The 19,627-nt window shown below is 32.4% G+C and carries 28 protein-coding genes and 1 pseudogene; all 29 read right to left on the reverse strand.

What is annotated here, in order from left to right:
- Positions 1-3: 3 nt before the first annotated feature.
- On the reverse strand, positions 4-825 hold the full coding sequence (locus tag HKO22_RS00390; RefSeq protein ID WP_075658928.1) for a pyruvate, water dikinase regulatory protein: 822 nt from the start codon (positions 823-825) through the stop codon (positions 4-6).
- A gap of 8 nt (positions 826-833) precedes the next feature.
- Positions 834-1,463 carry a helix-turn-helix transcriptional regulator gene (locus HKO22_RS00395; protein ID WP_075658929.1) on the reverse strand — a complete coding sequence of 210 codons (630 nt, stop codon included), beginning with the start codon at positions 1,461-1,463 and terminating at the stop codon, positions 834-836.
- Between the two features lie 12 nt (positions 1,464-1,475).
- A complete protein-coding gene (glyS, locus tag HKO22_RS00400) occupies positions 1,476-3,545 on the reverse strand; it encodes a glycine--tRNA ligase subunit beta (RefSeq protein ID WP_169967692.1) in 2,070 nt (689 codons plus the stop codon).
- Positions 3,538-4,422 carry a glycine--tRNA ligase subunit alpha gene (locus tag HKO22_RS00405; protein WP_075658931.1) on the reverse strand — a complete coding sequence of 295 codons (885 nt, stop codon included), beginning with the start codon at positions 4,420-4,422 and terminating at the stop codon, positions 3,538-3,540. Before HKO22_RS00405 ends, glyS begins: the two co-directional genes overlap by 8 nt.
- Positions 4,423-4,432: 10 nt before the next feature.
- Positions 4,433-5,146 carry a DNA repair protein RecO gene (gene recO / locus HKO22_RS00410; protein WP_075658932.1) on the reverse strand — a complete coding sequence of 238 codons (714 nt, stop codon included), beginning with the start codon at positions 5,144-5,146 and terminating at the stop codon, positions 4,433-4,435.
- Positions 5,130-6,035 carry a GTPase Era gene (era, locus tag HKO22_RS00415; protein ID WP_169967694.1) on the reverse strand — a complete coding sequence of 302 codons (906 nt, stop codon included), beginning with the start codon at positions 6,033-6,035 and terminating at the stop codon, positions 5,130-5,132. Before era ends, recO begins: the two co-directional genes overlap by 17 nt.
- On the reverse strand, positions 6,022-6,435 hold the full coding sequence (gene cdd / locus HKO22_RS00420; protein ID WP_075658934.1) for a cytidine deaminase: 414 nt from the start codon (positions 6,433-6,435) through the stop codon (positions 6,022-6,024). The genes era and cdd overlap by 14 nt, the downstream gene beginning before the upstream one ends.
- Positions 6,436-7,143, reverse strand: coding sequence for a diacylglycerol kinase (locus tag HKO22_RS00425; protein ID WP_169967696.1), 708 nt, complete (start codon positions 7,141-7,143; stop codon positions 6,436-6,438).
- A 4-nt stretch (positions 7,144-7,147) separates the two neighbouring features.
- The gene (ybeY, locus tag HKO22_RS00430) at positions 7,148-7,594 is read right to left on the reverse strand and encodes an rRNA maturation RNase YbeY (RefSeq protein WP_169967698.1); all 447 of its coding nucleotides are present in this window, start codon (positions 7,592-7,594) and stop codon (positions 7,148-7,150) included.
- Positions 7,594-8,607, reverse strand: a complete 1,014-nt coding sequence (locus tag HKO22_RS00435; protein WP_169967700.1) for a PhoH family protein — start codon at positions 8,605-8,607, stop codon at positions 7,594-7,596. The genes ybeY and HKO22_RS00435 overlap by 1 nt, the downstream gene beginning before the upstream one ends.
- 81 nt (positions 8,608-8,688) lie before the next feature.
- Positions 8,689-9,219: a hypothetical protein gene (locus HKO22_RS00440; RefSeq protein WP_169967702.1), complete on the reverse strand. Its 531-nt coding sequence runs from the start codon at positions 9,217-9,219 to the stop codon at positions 8,689-8,691.
- 89 nt (positions 9,220-9,308) lie between these two features.
- A complete protein-coding gene (gene floA, locus HKO22_RS00445) occupies positions 9,309-10,301 on the reverse strand; it encodes a flotillin-like protein FloA (protein WP_075658939.1) in 993 nt (330 codons plus the stop codon).
- A gap of 8 nt (positions 10,302-10,309) precedes the next feature.
- Positions 10,310-11,032: an NfeD family protein gene (locus HKO22_RS00450; protein ID WP_075658940.1), complete on the reverse strand. Its 723-nt coding sequence runs from the start codon at positions 11,030-11,032 to the stop codon at positions 10,310-10,312.
- Positions 11,033-11,483: 451 nt separating this feature from the next.
- On the reverse strand, positions 11,484-11,720 hold the full coding sequence (locus tag HKO22_RS00455) for a hypothetical protein (RefSeq protein ID WP_169967704.1): 237 nt from the start codon (positions 11,718-11,720) through the stop codon (positions 11,484-11,486).
- Between the two features lie 9 nt (positions 11,721-11,729).
- The gene (locus HKO22_RS00460; RefSeq protein ID WP_169967706.1) at positions 11,730-12,269 is read right to left on the reverse strand and encodes a phosphodiester glycosidase family protein; all 540 of its coding nucleotides are present in this window, start codon (positions 12,267-12,269) and stop codon (positions 11,730-11,732) included.
- Between the two features lie 89 nt (positions 12,270-12,358).
- Positions 12,359-13,075 carry an N-acetylmuramoyl-L-alanine amidase gene (locus HKO22_RS00465; RefSeq protein ID WP_169967708.1) on the reverse strand — a complete coding sequence of 239 codons (717 nt, stop codon included), beginning with the start codon at positions 13,073-13,075 and terminating at the stop codon, positions 12,359-12,361.
- Positions 13,076-13,086: 11 nt separating this feature from the next.
- Positions 13,087-13,437: a hypothetical protein gene (locus tag HKO22_RS00470; RefSeq protein ID WP_169967710.1), complete on the reverse strand. Its 351-nt coding sequence runs from the start codon at positions 13,435-13,437 to the stop codon at positions 13,087-13,089.
- 315 nt (positions 13,438-13,752) lie between these two features.
- The gene (locus HKO22_RS00475) at positions 13,753-13,917 is read right to left on the reverse strand and encodes a CD1375 family protein (protein WP_235932784.1); all 165 of its coding nucleotides are present in this window, start codon (positions 13,915-13,917) and stop codon (positions 13,753-13,755) included.
- 67 nt (positions 13,918-13,984) lie between these two features.
- A complete protein-coding gene (locus HKO22_RS00480) occupies positions 13,985-14,140 on the reverse strand; it encodes a CD1375 family protein (protein WP_169967714.1) in 156 nt (51 codons plus the stop codon).
- On the reverse strand, positions 14,137-14,352 hold the full coding sequence (locus HKO22_RS00485; RefSeq protein ID WP_169967716.1) for a hypothetical protein: 216 nt from the start codon (positions 14,350-14,352) through the stop codon (positions 14,137-14,139). The genes HKO22_RS00480 and HKO22_RS00485 overlap by 4 nt, the downstream gene beginning before the upstream one ends.
- 10 nt (positions 14,353-14,362) lie before the next feature.
- The gene (locus HKO22_RS00490) at positions 14,363-14,572 is read right to left on the reverse strand and encodes a hypothetical protein (protein WP_169967718.1); all 210 of its coding nucleotides are present in this window, start codon (positions 14,570-14,572) and stop codon (positions 14,363-14,365) included.
- A 168-nt stretch (positions 14,573-14,740) separates the two neighbouring features.
- Positions 14,741-15,823, reverse strand: a complete 1,083-nt coding sequence (locus tag HKO22_RS00495) for a hypothetical protein (RefSeq protein WP_169967719.1) — start codon at positions 15,821-15,823, stop codon at positions 14,741-14,743.
- 16 nt (positions 15,824-15,839) lie between these two features.
- Positions 15,840-16,514, reverse strand: a complete 675-nt coding sequence (locus HKO22_RS00500; protein WP_169967722.1) for a phage tail-collar fiber domain-containing protein — start codon at positions 16,512-16,514, stop codon at positions 15,840-15,842.
- A 68-nt stretch (positions 16,515-16,582) separates the two neighbouring features.
- Positions 16,583-16,855, reverse strand: coding sequence for a type II toxin-antitoxin system YafQ family toxin (locus HKO22_RS00505; RefSeq protein ID WP_169967724.1), 273 nt, complete (start codon positions 16,853-16,855; stop codon positions 16,583-16,585).
- Positions 16,830-17,081 carry a type II toxin-antitoxin system RelB/DinJ family antitoxin gene (locus HKO22_RS00510; protein ID WP_169967726.1) on the reverse strand — a complete coding sequence of 84 codons (252 nt, stop codon included), beginning with the start codon at positions 17,079-17,081 and terminating at the stop codon, positions 16,830-16,832. Before HKO22_RS00510 ends, HKO22_RS00505 begins: the two co-directional genes overlap by 26 nt.
- Positions 17,082-17,126: 45 nt before the next feature.
- Positions 17,127-17,309, reverse strand: coding sequence for a hypothetical protein (locus HKO22_RS00515; RefSeq protein WP_169967728.1), 183 nt, complete (start codon positions 17,307-17,309; stop codon positions 17,127-17,129).
- A gap of 8 nt (positions 17,310-17,317) precedes the next feature.
- Entirely contained in the window at positions 17,318-18,916 is a 1,599-nt protein-coding gene (locus HKO22_RS00520; RefSeq protein ID WP_169967730.1) for a hypothetical protein, read from the reverse strand.
- Positions 18,906-19,115, reverse strand: a complete 210-nt coding sequence (locus tag HKO22_RS10650) for a hypothetical protein (protein WP_211660174.1) — start codon at positions 19,113-19,115, stop codon at positions 18,906-18,908. Before HKO22_RS10650 ends, HKO22_RS00520 begins: the two co-directional genes overlap by 11 nt.
- Positions 19,116-19,178: 63 nt before the next feature.
- A pseudogene (locus HKO22_RS11035) lies at positions 19,179-19,427 on the reverse strand (hypothetical protein); the annotation flags it as partial.
- Positions 19,428-19,627: the final 200 nt, after the last annotated feature.

The raw sequence follows: 19,627 nt of genomic DNA on the forward strand, positions 1-19,627 counted from the left end.
AATTCACATCCTAGAATTCATATGATTAATTATAATTTCAGCAGTTTCTTCTATTGCTTTATCAGAAACATCTATTACAAAACATCCAAGTTCTTCCATAACCTGTTTAGAATAATTTAGTTCTTCTTTAATTCTATCGTAATTGGCGTACTTTGCACCTGAAGTAAGACCAAGAGATTTAAGCCTTTGTTCTCTAACAGAAATTATTTTTTCAGGATTTGCAATAAGTCCAATTACTCTATCCACATCTTTTTCATAAACTTCCTTTGGCACAGGCACCTCAGGAACTAATGGAATATTTGCAACTTTATACAATTTATTTGCTAGATACATTGAAAGTGGAGTCTTTGAAGTCCTTGAAATGCCAACTAAACATATATCAGCTTTTTTTGCACCTCGAGGATCCTTTCCATCGTCATATTTAACTGCAAATTCAACACATTCTACCTTCTTGAAATAATTTTCATCAAGTCTCCTTATTAGTCCAGGTTCTCTAAGGGGTTCATATCCCAAAATATCCTCAATTTGTTTCATTGGTTCACCCATTACATCAACTGTGTGAAGATTTAATTCGTGAGTTTTCCTTTCTATAAATTCTCTAGTTTCTTTTACAACATTTGTATAAACAATTAAACTATTGCGAATTTTGGAAGCTTTTTCAAGAACTGGCTTTATTTGATCAATACTATTGTGGTATGGATATCTAATTATTTCGTAATTTTCCGACTCAAATTGTCTTGCCGAACTTTTAGCAATTAATTCACCAGTTTCTCCAATTGAATCGGAGATTACAAAAATAGTAAGTTGATTGTCTTCTTTGTTCATACTTCCTCCTAGATTATCTCGCCGTCACATACATCTACAAAAAGCCTAGTTACATTTGTCTTTGTAAATCTACCGACAACTTCAAGATTATTATTACTTTTAACTTCAACAACGGGAAGAGAATCTATTCCCTTTTCCACAATTAAACTTGCTGCTTCATATACACTGTCATTTTCATTTACATAAAAAACATTTGGCATTCTTGTCATAATGACACTTATAGGAGTCTTTTTTATGTCGGCATCTCCTATCATAAACCTAATTAAATCTTTTCTTGAAACAATACCGGTAAGGTAGCCTCCTTCAGTGATAAACATAGATGATAAATCTTCCATAAAAAGATCTACTACTACATCGTAAATTGAAGTCTTTTGATCACAAGAAAAGGGCAATGACATATAATCCTTTAATTTTAATTTTTTTAAATCATCGTAAAGTTGTGAAAGAATAGATTTACCTGTATAAAAATATCCAAATTTTGGTCTAGCTCCCAATATATTTATCATAGTTAGAACTGAAAGATCTGATCTAATAGTCGCTCTTGACAAACCTAGCTTTTCTGCAATTTCATCGCCTGTAATAGGACCTTTATTTCTTACAATTTCAATAATCTCACTCTGCCTATCGCTGAATTTCATTAATACACCGACCTATTCTACAACATTTTCTATTTTCAATATTTTTTGAATGTTTTCCTCAATACTATTAATTAACGCAAGTCTATTCTGTCTAATTTCTTCGTCTTCAGACATTACCATTACATTTTCAAAGAAAGTATCAATTGCTGGGACTAAGTCATTTAGTGCATCCATTGCTTCTTTATAATTTTCAGAAGAAAGTGCCTCTTTAAATTTGCTATTAGTTTCTACAAATTTGTTATAAAGTTTTTTTTCTGCTTCTTCATTTAGAAGTTCTTCCTTTACTTCTACAAAGTCCACATTTTTAGTCAAATTATTAATTCTATTGTAAGCATCGACAAAATTTGTCCTATCTTCATTAAACCATTCATTTAATTCTTTAGCTTTTTCAAATATATTATAAATTTCACTCTCAGGAATTAATACTGCATCTATAATATCATATCTTATTCCTTCTTCTTGAAGCATTGTCTTAATTCTTCCAAAGAAAAACTCTCTTACATTTGTTATTACTTCTTCATGATTAAATGTAAGTCCTAAATCATTAATATATTCATATAAACTTGTTTCTATTACTTCATTTAAATTAAATTTCCAGCCAGTCTTTCTAATTATGTTTATAATTCCAATTGCTGATCTTCTCAATGCAAAAGGATCTGTTGAACCTGTAGGGATTTCTCCAATTGCAAAAAGTCCAACTATTGTATCGATTTTATCTGCAAGTGAGAAAATTGAACCTACGCTTGATTCAGGAAGTTTATCTCCTGCAAATTTAGGAAGATATTGTTCCCTAATTGCTGTTGCGACAATTTCTTTTTCACCAGAATTTAGCGCATAAATCTCTCCCATTACTCCTTGAAGTTCTGTAAATTCAATTACCATCTTTGTAGTTAAATCGGCTTTTGAAAGATGAGCAACTCTATCAAGTGCTTCAATAGCTTCATCAGCAAAGGAAAGAGACTTTGCGATTTTCTTTGCAACTACACCATCTCTTTTTTCTTTTTCAAACATAGAACCTAATTTGTCGTTAAATAAAACTCCTTTAAGATTATCTACGTAGTCTTCAAGAGGTTTTGAAATGTCATCTTCGTAAAAGAATTTTGCATCTTCAAGTCTTGCGCCAAGAACTTTTTCGTTCCCAGCAATTACAATCTCTTCATAGTCCTTAGTACCATTTCTAACTGTAATAAAATACGGTAAAAGTTTGTCATCTTGTGAATAAATTGGAATAAATCTCAAGTGATCAATCATTGTAGTTGTTACAACTTCCTTTGGAAGAGTTAAGTATTTTTCCTTAATACTTCCCTTTATTGGAGTTGGATACTCTACAATATATGTTAACTCCTCTAACAAATCTTCATTTTCATGAATTTCTCCACCAAGGGATTTAGCAATTTTTATTGATTCATATTTTATTATTTCACGCCTCTTGTTTTGATCTAAAATTACATAATTGTCTTCAAGTAATTTTTCATAATTTTCAACTTTATCGATAACTATTTCTGATGAACCTAAAAATCTATGACCCTTAGTCTTATTCCCTACGGAAATTCCTTCAAAATCAAAAGGAACAACCTTCTCCCCTAAAAGTGAAACAATCCATCTGATTGGCCTTGCAAATCTAATATTTTTGCCACCCCAACGCATATTTTTTGGAAAATTAATGTCCCTGATTAATGATGGCATAATCTCAACCAAAATTTCTGATGCTTTTCTTCCAATTGAAGAAATGTTTGCAAAAACATAATCTGTTCCCTTAAATTCTTTGATTACTAAATCACTTTCACTAATATTTTGTGACTTCATAAAACCTAAAAGAGGTTTTGTAGGTTTTTTATCATCATCGTAGGCAATTTTAACTGAAGGACCTTTTACTTCCTTTTGTATATCTTTTTGCTTTTCATCTAAATCTTCAATAACAAGACTAAGTCTTCTTGGCGTTGCGTAAACTTTCACACCTTTAAAGCCAATTTCATTTTCAGCTAATAATTTTTCTGATTTTTCCTTTAATTGCTCAATTGCCATATTGACAAATCTTGAAGGCAACTCTTCCACTCCGATTTCAAGTAAATAATTATTCATTTATTTCACCTCTATTGATAAGGGGATAGTTCATTTCTTCTCTGTGTTTTAGATGTGTCTTTGCAACAACTCTTGCAAGATTTCTAACTCTTTGAATATAACTTGTTCTTTCAGATACAGAAAGGGCTCCTCTTGCATCTAATAAGTTAAAGGCGTGAGAACATTTAAGAGTGTAGTCATAAGCATCAATTACTATTCCTTCTTCAATTACTCTATTTGCTTCAGTTTCATACATATCAAACAATTTCCTAAGCATATCTACATCAGCAAGTTCAAAGGCATATTTAGAATGTTCATATTCATTATTTTTAAATACTTCTCCATAAGTTATATTTTCGTTATACTGAATATCGTAAACTGATTCAACGTTTTGAAGATACATTGCAATTCTTTCAAGTCCATAAGTAAGCTCTGCACTTTCAAGGTCAAGATTAACTCCTCCAACTTGTTGGAAATAAGTAAATTGTGTAACTTCCATACCATCAAGCCAAACTTCCCAACCAAGACCCCAAGCACCAAGTGTAGGAGATTCCCAATTGTCTTCAACAAATCTTATGTCGTGTTTTTTAGGATCAATTCCAATTGCGAAAAGTGATTCAAGGTAAAGTTGTTGAACATCTTCTGGTGATGGTTTCAAAATAACTTGCAATTGGTGATGTTGATATAATCTGTTTGGGTTTTCGCCATATCTACCATCAGCAGGTCTTCTCGAAGGCTCAACATATACTACCTTCCATTCTTCAGGGCCAAGAGATCTCAAAAAAGTGTTAGGATTCATAGTTCCCGCACCTTTTTCAGTATCGTAAGGTTGCATTATAATTGCTCCCTTTTCCTTCCAATAATTTTCCAATGTCATAATTAAATCTTGGAAATACATTTTTTCCTCCTTAATTAAACAGCCTATCTGACTTAAAACTGCTTATATCTAAATTGTATTTTATATATTTTATAATAATATTGTGCAAATATTTTTTTCTATTTACATCAATTTCTTCCATGTCTTTTTCATTTTCTATCTCTTCAAATTTTTTATAAAGTAATTTATTTAAGTAAACTAAATCCCTTCTTGATAAAGAAAAGGAATAGGGATCTTGAAAATCTATAATTCCCTCTCTTATAGAAAAATAGGATTTTTCTTTTATATCAAGTTTAGGTCTATAACCTATAAAAGATAGATATTTTAATTCAAAGGCGATAGCAAGCGAAATCGGATCCCTTGTAAAGTTAAAAAAGTATAGAGATTTTCTCATTAGGTCAAAAACCTTTTTGTTAGCCTCCCCATGGATAGAGGATTTTTCTAAAATCTCAAGAAGAATTGATGCATAAATTAAATTATAATAATTATCTCTAATTTTAAAATTAGACTCTACAATTTTTGCATCGCCAATATAAAAAAAGCTTTGTCCCTTTTTCAAAAGATATTCATTTACACCAAAAACTTGTGAAACTCCTAAATTTTTTGACTTTGGAGTCATCGCTCCCTTTACCATAATGGAAATTATCCCATAATTTCTAGTAAAAACTCTAATAATTTTTGAGCTCTCGCCAAATTCCATTTCATTTAAGACAATTCCCAAGGTGTAATTATTTGTCGTAGCCAAATCTCTTTACCAAATTTTCTCTTTCTCTCCAATTTTTTTCAACTTTTACCCAAATTTGTAGATTAACCTTCGCATCTAAAAGTTTTTCAATATCTTCTCTTGCTTCAGTTCCAATTGTCTTCAACATCGAACCACCTTTTCCAATTAAAATCCCCTTGTGAGAATCTCTTTCCACAAAAATATTTGCTTCGATGTCATAAATATTTTTGCCTTCTCTTTTTTTTAATTTTTCAATTGAAATGGCAAGACCATGAGGAACTTCTTCATTTAAATATTTAAGTCCCTTTTCTCTAATTATTTCTGATACAATAAACCTTTCGTTTTTATCAGTAATCATATCATCTGGATAGTACATTGGTCCGGGCTTTAAATATTTCTTTAAAGCCTCTAAATAAATGTCAATTCCGTCATTTTTTATTGCAGAAATAGGAATAATTTCATTAAAAATTTCTTCCTTTGCATACATTGAAATAATTTCTAAAAGTTCATCCTTTTTTATTGTGTCAACTTTGTTTATTAATAAAACTATTGGAATTTTACCCTCATACTCTTTCAAAATGTCAATAATTGATCTTTCAGCTTTTCCAATTCTCTTTGAAGTATCCACAATATAAGTTATTACATCAGCATCTTCTATGCTTTCCTTTGATTCAGTAAGCATAAATTCACCAAGTTTATTTTTTGGTCTTTGTATTCCCGGCGTATCTAAAAATATTATTTGCGAATTGCAATCTGTGTGAATAAAAGTAATGTTTTGTCTTGTAGTCTGTGGTTTTGAAGATATAGCTGAAATCTTTTCACCAATTATCGCATTTAATAAAGTCGATTTTCCAACATTAGGTCTGCCCACTACAGATACATATCCTGATTTAAAATTATTTTCTGTCATTTTCATCTCCCATAAGGTCCTCTGGACCAAAAGAATGAGGTAGGATTTCCTCAATTCCATAAACTTTGTAATCTTCCGTGGAATTTGCAATTATTATTTCAGGATTTTTTGAAAATTCACGAATAACTTGCCTACATACTCCACAAGGAAAAGTGTAATCGCTATCTCCGACTACGGCAATTTTTTTTATTTCTCTTTTACCATCAGAAACCGCCTTAAAAATCGCCGTTCTCTCTGCACAATTTGTTGGAGAATAGGAAGAAATTTCAATATTCCCTCCAGAATAAACTGATCCATCTTCCATTTCAACTGCACATCCCACATTAAAATGTGAGTAAGGCGTATATGTCATATTGTCTCTTGCCTTTATAGCAAGCTCTATTAATTTATTATATTCCATTTAACCAACTACCTTAAATACAAATATCGCAACACATATTCCAAGTATTGCACCAACAACTACTTCTGAAACTTTATGGATTTTACCTTCAACACGACTTTCAGCAACTAAAAAGGCAAGCCCAAAGGAACAGAGGGTTACGAGGGAATTTTCTGCAATCATAGTTATAATTGTAGCGGCACAAAAAGAAATTGCAGAATGTCCACTTAGTCCTCCACCTTGAAAGTATGTACCTCCACTCTTTTTAGCCATTAAAAGTTTTGCACCAACTGTTGCAATAATAATTATAAGTAAGGACACAAAAGCCAAGTGGTTTGGCATGTTTTTTATTTTAAACAAAAGCAAATCTCCAAAGGATGCAAATTTGTCGTAAAAAACTAAATAAGCTACTACAATTGCATTAATGGCTGTTATTAAAACTGCACCAGCAGATACATCCTTTACATATTTTGCTATTGGATTATATTCTTGAACAACTAGATCAATTGTCCTTTCAATAGCAGTATTTATCATCTCTGCAAATACTACAAGAGTAATGGCAAATAGCATTAATAAAAATTCTGTAGATGAAATATCAAAAAAAAGAGATAAAATAATTATTCCAAGTGCTGCAAGATAGTGAAACTTCATGTTTCTTTCTGTTTTTAATACAGAAATGATTCCTTGCACCGCATAATTAAATGAAGATATAAAACGTCCTTTTTTCATAAAATCACCTGTAAATTGAAAGCTCCATCATTGCAAGCTTTTCTCTTTCTCTCATTTCTTTTTTGTCTTCATCTTCCATATGATCATATCCCAAAAGATGAAGTATGCTATGAACTGTTAGATAAGATAACTCTCTTTCATTGGAATTACCCAGTTCTTCTGCTTGCTCCATAACTCGTTTTGTATTTATTATAACATCACCTAAAATTCTATTGTCTAGAATAAATTCATCATCCATAGGAAAAGATAGGACATCTGTACTTTTGTCGACGCCTCTGTAATCACGATTTAATTTTCTTATCTCTTCATCTCCAACGAAAGAAACTGAAACTTCTACATTTTCGTCAAGTTTTTCAATTTTAAGAACTGCAGCAATGGATTTTTTTATTAGATTTTTTGTTTCTTCTGTTATTTCTATATCTTCTTGTCTATTATCGTAATAAACTTGCATTATTTTCCCCAACTTTTGGACTTTTTATCTTCAATAAGCTTTTCTGCCTTCTCATTATTCTTTTCATATTTTTCATAGGCATCGATAATCCTTTGAACTAGGGGATGTCTAACAATATCATTTTTATTAAGATAAGTAATTCCTATTCCCTTGACCCCAGTGAGAATTTTAAGAACAGTTTTAAGCCCTGATTGCTTGCCATGAGGTAAATCTATTTGAGTAACGTCACCAGTAATAATTGCTTTTGAACCATACCCAAGACGAGTTAAAAACATCTTCATTTGCTCATTTGTTGTATTTTGAGCTTCATCAAGAATTACGAAGGCAGAATCCAAAGTCCGACCTCTCATGTAAGCAAGAGGTGCCACTTCAATAAGTCCCTTTTCAAATAAATTGTTGTATGTGTCGTGACCAAGTATTTCAAAGAGAGCATCATAAAGTGGTCTTAAATATGGATCAACCTTATTTTGCAAATCTCCCGGCAAAAATCCCAAATTTTCTCCAGCCTCGACAGCTGGTCTAGTTAGGATTATTCTATTTACTTCCTTAGACTTAAAGGCACGAACTGCCGCTGCCATTGCAAGATAAGTTTTGCCAGTGCCTGCAGGTCCAATTCCAAATACAATGTCGCTATTGTTAATATTGTCAATATATCTCTTTTGACCAAGAGTTTTTGCCCTTATAGGTTTACCCATAGAGGTATAAACTACTGTGTCCTTTAAAAGTTCATATACTGGTCTCTTTTCATTATTTTTAACTAAAGAAATAGAATATCTAACATCGGAAAGACTTAGGTTATTTTGCTTCTTTGCAGTTTCAATTAAATTGTTCAATAAAACTAAAGAATCTTCAACTCTTTCTTCCTCACCATATATTAAAACTTTATCCTTTTTGGATTTAATAGATACATCTAATTCTTTCTCAATTAGACCAATATTTTCATCTAATTTTCCAAAAACAATTGTCAATAAATTTATATCATTAATATCAATGGAGCTTTCCACTTTTGCCAAATATATACCCCCTTAAACGTGATTATTATAATACCACAAAAAGGCTCACTTTTCCATAGATTATGAAAAGCAAGCCCTTATTTATCTAAGACTTAAAGGTTCGTCGAAAATTTCTTTATAAACAATCATTTTCGGCAAATCTTCTACACTAAAATCTAAAAAATTAAGGTCAATATTTTCCCCATTTTCATCTTCATAAAAAACTTGATCTGATTCACATTCTTTAATAAACTCACTATCTATTATTTTTCCGCTGTCCTTTTCTAAATTATAAGTTTTTGACAAATTATAAGTGTTTTCAAGGTTGTAAGTTTCCGACAAATTTTCTTCTTTATAATTTTTATTATCTCGATTTTTTAACTTTCTATTTTCTAGAAGTTTTTCCTTTAGTTCTCTTTGAGAAAGTTTTGGATCTTTATCTATTAAAATATTCTTCTTTCTTTTTTTAGATTCTTCTTTAGAACTCTTTTTGTTCTTTTCTTTTTTTCTCTCTTCATTGATTATTCTTTTTATTTCCTCAGCTAAAGTGTCTACATCTGATTTTTTATCTCCATGAAATTTTCTATTTTCTTCATAAATATCTTCAGTAAATTTCTTTTTACTGCGCTTCATTATAATTAATAATATTTTAAAAAATATAACAAAAATTATGGCTGGTATTAAAGAAATTATTGTGATGAGAATACTAAAACCATGGATCATTATTTATTTTCCTTTTTTTGATTTTTGTCAGAAATTTTCGAAATAGAATTTCTCATATCAGTGTCAGAATTTATGTTTCTTATTTTGTAATAATCAAAGACTCCTAAATTTCCACTCTTTAAAGCCTCAGCCATTGCAATAGGCACTTGTGATTCAGCTTCCACAACTTTTGCTCTCATTGCTTCAACTTCAGCCTTCATTTCTTGTTCACGAGCAAGAGCCATAGCACGTCTTTCACTTGCCTTAGCTTCAGAAATTCTCTTGTCTGCTTCTGCTTGATCAGTTTGAAGTCTTGCTCCAATATTTCTTGCAACGTCTACATCGGCAATATCAATAGATAAAATTTCATAAGCAGTTCCTGAATCAAGTCCCTTGTCAAGTACAACTCTAGAAATTGAATCTGGATTTTCCAAAACTGCTTTGTAACTTTGAGATGAACCTACAGTTGTTACAATTCCTTCACCAACTCTTGCAATAATAGTTTGCTCACCAGCACCGCCAACAAGTCTCTCAATATTTGCTCTAACAGTTACCTTTGCCTTAACAATTACCTCAATGCCATCTTGAGCAACTGCGGAAATGTTTGGCGTTTCAATAACCTTTGGGTTAACTGAAACTTGCACTGCTTCAAGTACATCCCTACCAGCTAAATCAATAGCTGCAGCTCTCTCAAATTGTAGAGGAATGTTTGCCCTTTGTGCTGCAATAAGTGCATCTACAAGAGTATTTACATTGCCACCAGCAAGATAATGTGCTTCAAGATTAGAAATTTCAAGATTTAAACCAGCTTTAGTTGCCTTAATAGCAGGAACAACTATCCTTGAAGGCTTAACCCTTCTAAGTTTCATACCAATAAGCTCTGAAATTTTAATTTTAACACCTGAGAAAAAAGCCGTTACCCATAGTCCAATAGGAACAAAGGACAAAAATATTGATATAAGTATAAAAATTAATACGATAACTATAATGCTTCCAAAGGGATAAATATTCATAAATCCTCCTAAATATTTTTTTCGACGAAAACTCTTGCGCCGCTAATTCTAACTACTATAACTGATTCATCTTTTCCAATGAATCCAACATCTGAAATAACTTCGATTTTTTTATCATCAAAAGTCGCATAGCCTGTTGGTCTTAGAGCTGTTTTAGTTATTAAAACATCTCCTACTCTTACTTCTTCGCTCTCAACAGATACATATCCTCTTTCACTTGAACTTTCTGTAAAAAGTCTAAGCCTATTTATAACTTCAGAGTCTATTCCCTTTTTCAAAAGAATAAATCCTAAAACTACTGCAATTACAAGGGCAATCGCAAGAGAAAAAATAGCGAAGTAAATATCTTTCATAGCTAAAACAATAGCAACTGATATTGAAAGTATTCCGCTAATTCCTGCTATGCCAAAACCTGGTATCATTATCTCAAAACCAAGCAATAAAAGTCCCAAGACAAATAACAAAATTTCAAACCAATTAGTGTTTCCCATTGCAATATTCCCCCAAAAGAACATTACAAAAGAAAGAATAGAAATAATTCCACCAATTCCAAAACCAGGAGTCAAAATTTCAAAAACAGCACTCACAATAGCAATGATAAGTAAAATTGTAAAAATATAATCATTAGAAAAGAAGCTTTTTATAAAATTGCTTTCACCTATTGCGTATACAAAGTTTGTAAAGAGCATTAAAAATGGAAGAGCATAAAAACATTTTTTTAATTTTTTCAAGTTGACCTCCCTTTCTAGAAATTATTTACCCATAATATTTTATTAATAATCTGAAAAATTTTTAAGATTATTGTAAAATTTTTATTTCAGACTAAGATTAAAATAATTTATGTTTTAAAATATTGAATTTTTTCTATGAAATTTATTTAATTTAAAAGTTTTTTAATTTTTTATTAAAGTTTTATAAAAAAATCGTGCATCATTTCGCATAATAACGGTATGATACACGATGTTGGTGCTAAAGGTGGGACTCGAACCCAAGAAGTTATTTCTTACACACATTGCAATAGCATTGTTACAGTAGCTTTTAAATATACAAGTGGATACAAAATTTCAATTTAGAATTAATAAACAATAATGTAAAATGGATCTCTAATAATCTGACCTTATCTATATTTATACATAAAAAAATAAGCCTGGAGAAATAAATCTTCAGGCTTAAAAAATTTTATTATTCTTTAAAATCTTTTGTTTCAATATAATTTGTCACATCACTTGGTTTTGAATCTGCAATTCCTTCAGATAACATATAGATACATAAACCTCCAATGGCACTAATAAGTGCAACAATTCTTTCTGTTGTTTCTGCTGGAGCATTAAAAAATGCAACAAGTGCAATTACAACTGCACTAATACAAGCCCAAAATTTTCTACTTCCTAATTTTCTTAATAAATCTTCCTTTTTCATTTTATCACCTCAAATCACGTTAATAATTGTATTTAACTTTCTTCCTTGGTCTTTTATTATTTTCCCGTCTGCCACCATAGCGGTAGATCCTCCACCATCAAGATTTATGGCACTTACTAAATTAAATTCTTTTAGCAAATCATTTCTTGCATCTGTAAGTGTCCTGTTTTCTTTTGTTATAAGCAATATGATTGTATTATCTCTTGTATAAGCCATAATTGTATGTGGTGCAAACCTTGATATGTCTGGCAGTGCTTTTTCTAATTTTAAATTATAATCTGGATATAAAGCATTGCCGCCTATTGCCCATTTTACTTTACTTAACCTTTGTATCTCCCTGAGATTATTAAATCTATCCATAATTACATTACCCTTTTCTAAATATGCCATTGTTACTGTTTTAGTTCCCTGGTATGAGTTAGTAAAAGAGTTTTCTCCCAGTTGTTGGTTATCTTGTGCTGCTATTTTCCAAATTCCTTTTTTACTACCAGGATTTTTCATGTCAAAAAAAGTTCCATTTATTGCAAACTTTCTTCGCAGTTCTCCCATTTTTCTACCTGCTACAAATTCTATTCTTATACTTTCAGGGTTTGTTTCTATTACGTGAAAATTACCTTTTTGATAATATCTAGTATTTTTTAATTTTTTTTTAGGAGTTTTGCGACAATTACTGCTACTTCAGCCCTTGTAATTTTTTCATCTGGTTTAAAGTTTCCATCTTCATAACCTTTCATAATTCCAGCTTCTTTTACTTCGTCTATTTCTTTTTCTGCCCAGTGATTTTTATAATCTTTTTCCATATCTTTTTCCTTTCCAAATTCTGAATTTTTTGATAAGTCAATTTTCCACTCTATAGGCTTTTCAATATCCTTTTTAAATTGCCACCATTTAGCCCAGTTATTGTTGCGGAAATTATGAGGGCAATCTTTACGGCTTACGTCATAATGTCTCACAACTTTACTTGCAGGTATTTTGAATTTTTCCATCAAGTTTTTAGTAAGCTCTAATGTGTTTTTATAAACTTTATCTTGGTCACTATCTGCATTTACACACATTTCAATGCTAATTGAGTTTGAGTTTGTGCAGCCATTTAAATACCTGCCATAACCTTGATTATCTCCCACAGACCAAGCCACAAAGCTATCTCCTATAATTTGTATAATCTCTTTTTCATCTACATAGTAATGAGCTGAGCCATACCTTTTAGCACCTTGCAAATATTTAAAGTGAGCCATAGCATCCGCCCCTTTTGAGTAATTTCCTGTATAGTGGATAACTATAAACTTTATATCGCTATACGGTCTTTTTTTGCCTATCTGTCTTGAATTTGATATAGGCTTAAATATAAATTTCATGTCTGTACCTCCTATTTAAGCATTGGAAACAGAAAATATATAAATGCACCTATAAAAATGCCAATAGCTACTTTTATTATTGCATCTATAAAATTCTTTGTTCTCTCATTTGGTTTAATGTATTGGTCGGAAAGTCTTTCATTATATAACCTGTCTAACTTGTCATCTGTCTTTTTTGTTGTCCTGTCTATGTTTGATAAATCCTTTTTTATAATCTCTATATTTAAGTCTTGTCTTCTGCTTAATTCTTTTTGTTCATCGATTTGCTTTCCGTGCATTTCTATTCGCTTGTCCTGCGTCTTGTCGTTCTCTTCTAACTTTGAGATTCTTATTTCATGATCCGTTATCTTTTCATTTTCCATTAACTCACCTCTTTTTGCGTATAAAAAAAATAGCCCTAAGACTATCTGTTTAATTTTTTTAATTGTGGTATAATATATATGAATGAGGACACCGTTTAAGACGGTCGCCCTACAGGTTATATTTCTATACCACCAGTAGTAACGATACAGGTGGTATTTTATTTCCTAATCTTTTTTAAAAAGTGATAGGATAGTTACAATTAAGCTAATGAAAGCTATCAATAAAGATATTTTTTCATATAAGCCCATTGTAACACCTCCCAATAAAATTATTGGGCGAACCATCTGTATGTCCTCATACATATTTTACATTCTTTAGCCTTCAATTTCAATTGGCATGCCGTCTGCATCAAGCCCTAGAGCCTTTAAATCTTCAAGGACTGCTTCTCTCCAAATACTTGGCACTTGTCTTACCTTTTTATTTTCAGGATTACAAGTTCTTCTTTGTCTTGAAACTAATCCAACGTATAAATCTAGCATATTTACACCCCCTTTAACTAAAAATTTGTATAAAAAAAGACTTGCTACTGCAAATCCAATTAATACACTACTTGATTTTCTTTCCATTCTCATCATATCCTTGATTTTTAAGTTCTTCTATGACTTTTTCTCTTAAATGTGCAGGAACTAACTTAACTTCCTTGTTCTTCACATCACAAGTTCTTTTACCTCTAATAACTAATCCTACATATAAATCAATCATGCTTGACCTCCTAAAATAGTTTCATAAATTGTAGCTAATACTTCATCTGTCTTTTCTGCTCTTTCTAAATTCGTTTCATAATTTGTTGCAACAGCTTCAGCAAGAGCCATGTTACCCTCATTAATCTTTTTAAGTTCCTCTAGGATTGCCTCAGAATCCCCGCTAGCTTGCAATTCTTTTAAAGATTTTTCGTTTATAAATTCAATTGCCATAATTTCCTCCTTACATATAAGCCCCTACAAATCCGTAGAAATAAGACGTCTTACCCTCTGGTGTATCTGCCCTATCAATCCTTATGTCAACTCCAATGCACCATTTGTCAGCAGTTTTTGTTTTAGTTTTAAAATTGTACTTTTGACCTATCAACTCTTCTGGTACAATTTCCCAAGTTGGGCTAGAGTCTTTTGCATTGAGTGCCACCTTGACAGTCATCTTTGCACCTTTGGCTAATTCTGTTAATAGGTTAACTACAACTGCTGACGGTTGGGCATCAACTTCTTTGGTAAGTCTATACCAACAATAATTAATTTTTTTAGAAAAAGTAATGTAGCCTGTTCCCTTTGCCCCAAAGGAGTCAGTTGCCTCAATCTTAATCCTATGCTAGCCATTTAAAAGTTTGGCATAGTCTAATTTACCAACATTAACTCCTATTGATTGGTCTGGTGTAACTTTTCCAAGGTCTTGTACTTGCACGTCGTCTACATAGACCTTAACTGTGATGTCATCTCCATCTGGGTCATTAGCCTTAAAAGAGAAACTAAAAGGTTTATTTTGCTCCCCTAAGTTGGAGTTAGTTATTGTGACTACTGGGTTTGTGTTGACCTTTTTAAAGGTGTATCGTCTTATAGCACTTGCCCCGTTGGAGTCAGAAACTGTAATCTCGATGGTATTGGTCTTGTTGAGTTCTAACTCGTCAAATTTTGCCTTGTCAATGTCAATCTCGTAAGACTCGCCTTTTGTAGCGTTATTGATTGTCCTAATTGTTACTGAATTGAGTTTTACTGTAACGTTTAAAGTCTCGTTATTGTCTGGGTCGTCTACAGAAAAGACCTTTTTAAAAGGTGCTTTAAATCCTCCCAAGTCCTCATCTTTGTCAGAGATACTTGGTTCTTGGTTTGCTATGCCCTCGTAAACATACCAGTAATCTCCACTTTCTCCGTCATTAGGATAAGCGTTCCTATTAGTTGATGTAACCGTGTCAAGCCTTGAGCCTTTATTTGACGGATTATTGGGGTCTAAGACTAATTTATCAGGACAGAAACCGGCATGACAACCATCTCCCAAATCAGAAAAAGTAAGATCTCTCATACCACTTAGCACATAATATTTTTTATCGCCGTTGTATCTTGAATCTTTATCATAAAAATATCCATTTTCAGCATATTGTTTAGCATCGTTGAAACGTTTTGTTACGTCTTTTTTAAATGCCTCGAGGGTTTTTGATTTTGAGCCATATTCGTATGAGGAAATAATTCGACTATCACGATATCCGCTATAGAATTGGTTTTCTAGTAGGATTTCCCCATTATGCAACTTTGATTTTGAGAATACCGGTGGTACCGTATAATACCAAGTATATCTACCACCTTCATCATATCTTAAGTACGCCAGTGTATAATATCCCTCGCCGACTGTTTTCAAGTTTGGCTTAATTTCAAATTTTCCCCATTTATATAAAGTCATCTTTCATCACTCCCTTCTATATCACAAACCTTGCCATTTGTTGGTCGTAAATACCTTCAAATTGTTCTGTGCCATCTAAGCGTTTAAAATCAACCTTAAAGTTATTGTACCTACTATCTGTTTGAATTGACGTACCCATGGCGGCAATCCTTAAAGCCAAATCTTGTATTAAATCCCAGTTGCCTCTTACAGTCTGGTTTGTCCTGTCTTTCCCAGCTAAATCCATGAGGTCTAGCTGACTTGCACAAATCATTGACCTATCAATATTGATATTAATAGTGTCAACATTAGATACCACCACGATTATATCCATAGATATTTCAACCATTTCTTGGTCGTGGACTGGTATATAATCTGCATGGTCGTCATAATATGCAACTCCATATAGGATTTCGCCCTTTCTCGGGTCATGAGCAAATAGACCAACTTCAGACATCAAAAATCCCTTTTTTGTCTCGTGATTAGTTATTGCAAGACTAATAGTGCTTGTTCCGTAGCCATTAGCCTTTATCCCTCTAATGTCAACTTCTTGGACTTCTTCCACCAACTTATCCATCACAAAAAGGGCTGCAGTACTTTCAATTTTTCCAGTACCAATTGCCGCCCTTGTAAAGTTTAAAGGCTCGCCTGTTTGGCAATAAGCCAATAGGTCTCGTCCCTTTTCAGTTAGATAAAATCTTCCTCTTTGCATTTCTACTCCCTTCTTTTATTAAAAAAGAGAAGCCTAAAGCCTCTCTAATTAATCTTACTATTTAAATTTTAGAACAAATCACTATGCGTACCTAAATCAAATAATTCAAGTACCAATATATCTTTTTCTATCTTATATACAAGTAATAAATCATTTTTAACATGGCATTCTCTATAACCAATATAGTCGCCTTTTAATTCATGATCTAGATATTTTTTATCTAAAGTTTTAAGATTCTGCAATTCTCCAATTACAAACCTTAACTCTGATATATCTTCCTTTCTTTTGCGAATCTTTTTAAGACTCTTCTTAAACCTATTTGTTTGATAAATTTTCAGCATAGATTTCCTCATCAATTTCCCTTAAGATATCATCAAAAGAATTATAAGGACCTAATAAAGAATTATCACTAACACTAATTTCAAAAGGAATCCTTTGTTCGCTTACAACTTTTCTAACATAGATAGTAAATGCAGATGTTAAATCTAAACCAAGCCTATTACAAGTGTCTTTCATTTCTTCCTTAAGTTTTGAATCAATTCTAAAATTTATACTAGACATACTCATATAATCACCTCTTGTAATTATATTGTATCACATAGTACTTAAAACTTAAATAACAAATCCCTTTTTGTTAATATCATATATTCCCTCAAAGTTTTCATCCTCATTCAAAGTCTTAAAATCTTTTGAAAAATCGGTCTTCATTTTAGACCAAATTATATTTTCTCCATAAAATAGCTTTTTAATATCCTTCCCTCTATAAAAAACATTTTTAGTCCTTAAAAAATCCATATCATCACCTAATAAGTTGCATATATAGTGTTAGGATTTTTTGTAGTCAGATTATTATAATCTTCAAGGCTCATCTCAACTACATCAGGTTTTTTATCGAGACTTTCTCTTAATTCTATTGTCCTTTGGATCAGGTCGGATATCCACCATTTAAGTTCCCTTGATGATAATGTAGACCACTTTTCGCCTCCGGTTCCTGGTGTGAGTTTTACATTTGCAACATCCCTAGATGTTATCTTATTATTCCAACTATCTATCATGGCTCGGGTCACGTTATTTTTCTCTGCCCCGTCCTCAATACCTTGTAGCTTTTTAATTTCAGCTTGTGTTATTAAACTTGGAGATATCTCGACATAAGCACTTCCAGACCATCTGTAAATATTTTCTGTGGATAAATCTACATAGATTTTGCCCTTTTCTCCACTGCTTGGAAAATTAGCTTTACTTGCAAATTCCAACACATCATCAACATAGGATGGCAACTGTTCAGCAGGTACTTTTCCATCACCGCCTAGACTTGCATATCCATTAGCCTTTCCCTTGTTTGCTGCGTTTTCTGCAGTGTAGTCAAGTTGTCCAGATGTTACCTCTTCCTTAGTTGCATAGGTCTTTTTGATATCCTCGCTCTTTGCATAAGGTGTAAGGTCGTACTCTCTTATAGCCTTTTCTGGTAGTTGCTCTTCTGGAACTTTCCCACTTCCATCAAGAGCTGCATATCCATTGACCTCGCCTTTGTGGATAGTGCTTTCTTTTTTGTCTAACTCCATGATGTAGACATCAACAAAATCATCAAATTCCTTGCTGCCTACATATTTTTCAAGTTCGCCATCAATCGCTTTTTTGAGGTTAGTAAGTGCAGATATTTTTGCATAGGTGCTTTCTAAATCCTCACTTTTTGCATAAGATGTAAGGTCATAAGTGGTATCCTTTAAAGCTTCTTCCGGGAGTTGGTCTATTGGGATTTTTTTATTGCCATCAAGACTTGCAAGTCCGTTAGCTACCCCTATAAGACCTTCAAGGTCGTCAGTATTTTTTATAAGCTGATTTAGGATATCCTTTAGTAATTTCTTTTGATTATTGAGTGTGATTGAGTTAGCTTCTAAGTTGCTATCCTTATCTAGTTTGTTGTTCCAAATCTCTTTTTCTTTATCAGTCACAAATCTATGGCTTGGGTCGGTTTCGATTACCCCTGCCTTGTGGATTTCTGGGTGGGTATAAACTGTGTCCTTGTCGTCATCAAAAACAACTTGACCGTCAGAATTGAGTTTTAAAACTTGACCTGCTTTTCCACCCTCTGGCATTTTAACTCGGTTAGAAATTGCCCTTAAAATCTCAACTATGGAGTCCTTATTGGTGTTAAGTTCAGCAGCAATTTCCCTAAAAGTATCGTACTCTTTTGGAGCGTCTTTTAAAATATCGTCTAGCTTGTCTATAAGTTCTTGAGGTTTAAAAGTTAGGTACTCATCAAGTGGTACTCCCTCTTCGGTGTAGACTGTAGATGTAAAAATGTGTGGAGATACTACTGCAAACTCTCCAGTAGTCTCATCATAAGCAAGGAGTTTCTTTCCCTTAAAAACTTGATTAATATCATTTATTTTATTTTTCATACTTCATACGCACCCCACTTCCATCTTCAACCTCTAAAAACATTCCCTCACGGTCAAGTGTCCAAACCTCTGGCATAATAGCAACTCTCTTAATTTTCCTATGATAAGTTGCAATCCCCATATAGATAGGATTTTCAAACTCCTTATCCTCAACCTTATTAGGCAAGACCTTATAATGTTTAGCCTTTTGACCATACATGCCATAATAGATGGTTTGGTCTCTTACAAACTTAACTTTTATAAACTGTGTTAAATTCGCAGGAATTATATCCCTAACCTGTCTGCCAAGGTCATCAAGGTCAAAATATAGAGACTTCTTAACAATTACATCTATCTCTATCCCATACCTGTCATAATCTAGGGATAGCTTGTAATTGTCCTTACCTAAGTAAACATCAAGCCACTTTAAAAATGTCCTGTGAGTCCATCTTATTTTCTTGTTCCAAAGGAGATAAACCCTCTTCCTCCTGTCTTCAAGAGATTCCTTTTTACCTGGCTCAATCCCAAGAATTCTTTCATCTCCTTACGTTTTTTTCATGACCCACTAGAAATCTTTGATTTCTTTAGTAGGTCAGATGTCGACTTGTTTCAAATCTATGATTTATCAAAAATCGACTACGAGTGTTACAGTCTCACAGGTGGATAAGTTTTACGTCTTTCCAAGACAATATAAAAGACGACCTTTTACAGTCGTCTTAAAGCCATATTTAT

It is taken from the genome of Peptoniphilus faecalis (assembly GCF_012976305.1).
GTDB lineage: Bacteria > Bacillota > Clostridia > Tissierellales > Peptoniphilaceae > Peptoniphilus_A > Peptoniphilus_A faecalis.

Coding starts and splice junctions, on each gene's coding strand:
- HKO22_RS00390 (WP_075658928.1), bottom strand. CDS start 825: ATGAACAAAGAAGACAATCAACTTACTATTTTTGTAATCTCCGATTCA.
- HKO22_RS00395 (WP_075658929.1), bottom strand. CDS start 1,463: ATGAAATTCAGCGATAGGCAGAGTGAGATTATTGAAATTGTAAGAAAT.
- glyS (WP_169967692.1), bottom strand. CDS start 3,545: ATGAATAATTATTTACTTGAAATCGGAGTGGAAGAGTTGCCTTCAAGA.
- HKO22_RS00405 (WP_075658931.1), bottom strand. CDS start 4,422: ATGTATTTCCAAGATTTAATTATGACATTGGAAAATTATTGGAAGGAA.
- era (WP_169967694.1), bottom strand. CDS start 6,035: ATGACAGAAAATAATTTTAAATCAGGATATGTATCTGTAGTGGGCAGA.
- cdd (WP_075658934.1), bottom strand. CDS start 6,435: ATGGAATATAATAAATTAATAGAGCTTGCTATAAAGGCAAGAGACAAT.
- HKO22_RS00425 (WP_169967696.1), bottom strand. CDS start 7,143: ATGAAAAAAGGACGTTTTATATCTTCATTTAATTATGCGGTGCAAGGA.
- ybeY (WP_169967698.1), bottom strand. CDS start 7,594: ATGCAAGTTTATTACGATAATAGACAAGAAGATATAGAAATAACAGAA.
- HKO22_RS00440 (WP_169967702.1), bottom strand. CDS start 9,219: ATGAAGCGCAGTAAAAAGAAATTTACTGAAGATATTTATGAAGAAAAT.
- floA (WP_075658939.1), bottom strand. CDS start 10,301: ATGAATATTTATCCCTTTGGAAGCATTATAGTTATCGTATTAATTTTT.
- HKO22_RS00455 (WP_169967704.1), bottom strand. CDS start 11,720: ATGAAAAAGGAAGATTTATTAAGAAAATTAGGAAGTAGAAAATTTTGG.
- HKO22_RS00460 (WP_169967706.1), bottom strand. CDS start 12,269: ATGGGAGAACTGCGAAGAAAGTTTGCAATAAATGGAACTTTTTTTGAC.
- HKO22_RS00465 (WP_169967708.1), bottom strand. CDS start 13,075: ATGAAATTTATATTTAAGCCTATATCAAATTCAAGACAGATAGGCAAA.
- HKO22_RS00470 (WP_169967710.1), bottom strand. CDS start 13,437: ATGGAAAATGAAAAGATAACGGATCATGAAATAAGAATCTCAAAGTTA.
- HKO22_RS00475 (WP_235932784.1), bottom strand. CDS start 13,917: ATGCTAGATTTATACGTTGGATTAGTTTCAAGACAAAGAAGAACTTGT.
- HKO22_RS00480 (WP_169967714.1), bottom strand. CDS start 14,140: ATGATTGATTTATATGTAGGATTAGTTATTAGAGGTAAAAGAACTTGT.
- HKO22_RS00485 (WP_169967716.1), bottom strand. CDS start 14,352: ATGGCAATTGAATTTATAAACGAAAAATCTTTAAAAGAATTGCAAGCT.
- HKO22_RS00490 (WP_169967718.1), bottom strand. CDS start 14,572: ATGACTGTCAAGGTGGCACTCAATGCAAAAGACTCTAGCCCAACTTGG.
- HKO22_RS00495 (WP_169967719.1), bottom strand. CDS start 15,823: ATGACTTTATATAAATGGGGAAAATTTGAAATTAAGCCAAACTTGAAA.
- HKO22_RS00500 (WP_169967722.1), bottom strand. CDS start 16,514: ATGCAAAGAGGAAGATTTTATCTAACTGAAAAGGGACGAGACCTATTG.
- HKO22_RS00505 (WP_169967724.1), bottom strand. CDS start 16,855: ATGCTGAAAATTTATCAAACAAATAGGTTTAAGAAGAGTCTTAAAAAG.
- HKO22_RS00510 (WP_169967726.1), bottom strand. CDS start 17,081: ATGAGTATGTCTAGTATAAATTTTAGAATTGATTCAAAACTTAAGGAA.
- HKO22_RS00515 (WP_169967728.1), bottom strand. CDS start 17,309: ATGGATTTTTTAAGGACTAAAAATGTTTTTTATAGAGGGAAGGATATT.
- HKO22_RS00520 (WP_169967730.1), bottom strand. CDS start 18,916: ATGAAAAATAAAATAAATGATATTAATCAAGTTTTTAAGGGAAAGAAA.
- HKO22_RS10650 (WP_211660174.1), bottom strand. CDS start 19,115: ATGTATGGTCAAAAGGCTAAACATTATAAGGTCTTGCCTAATAAGGTT.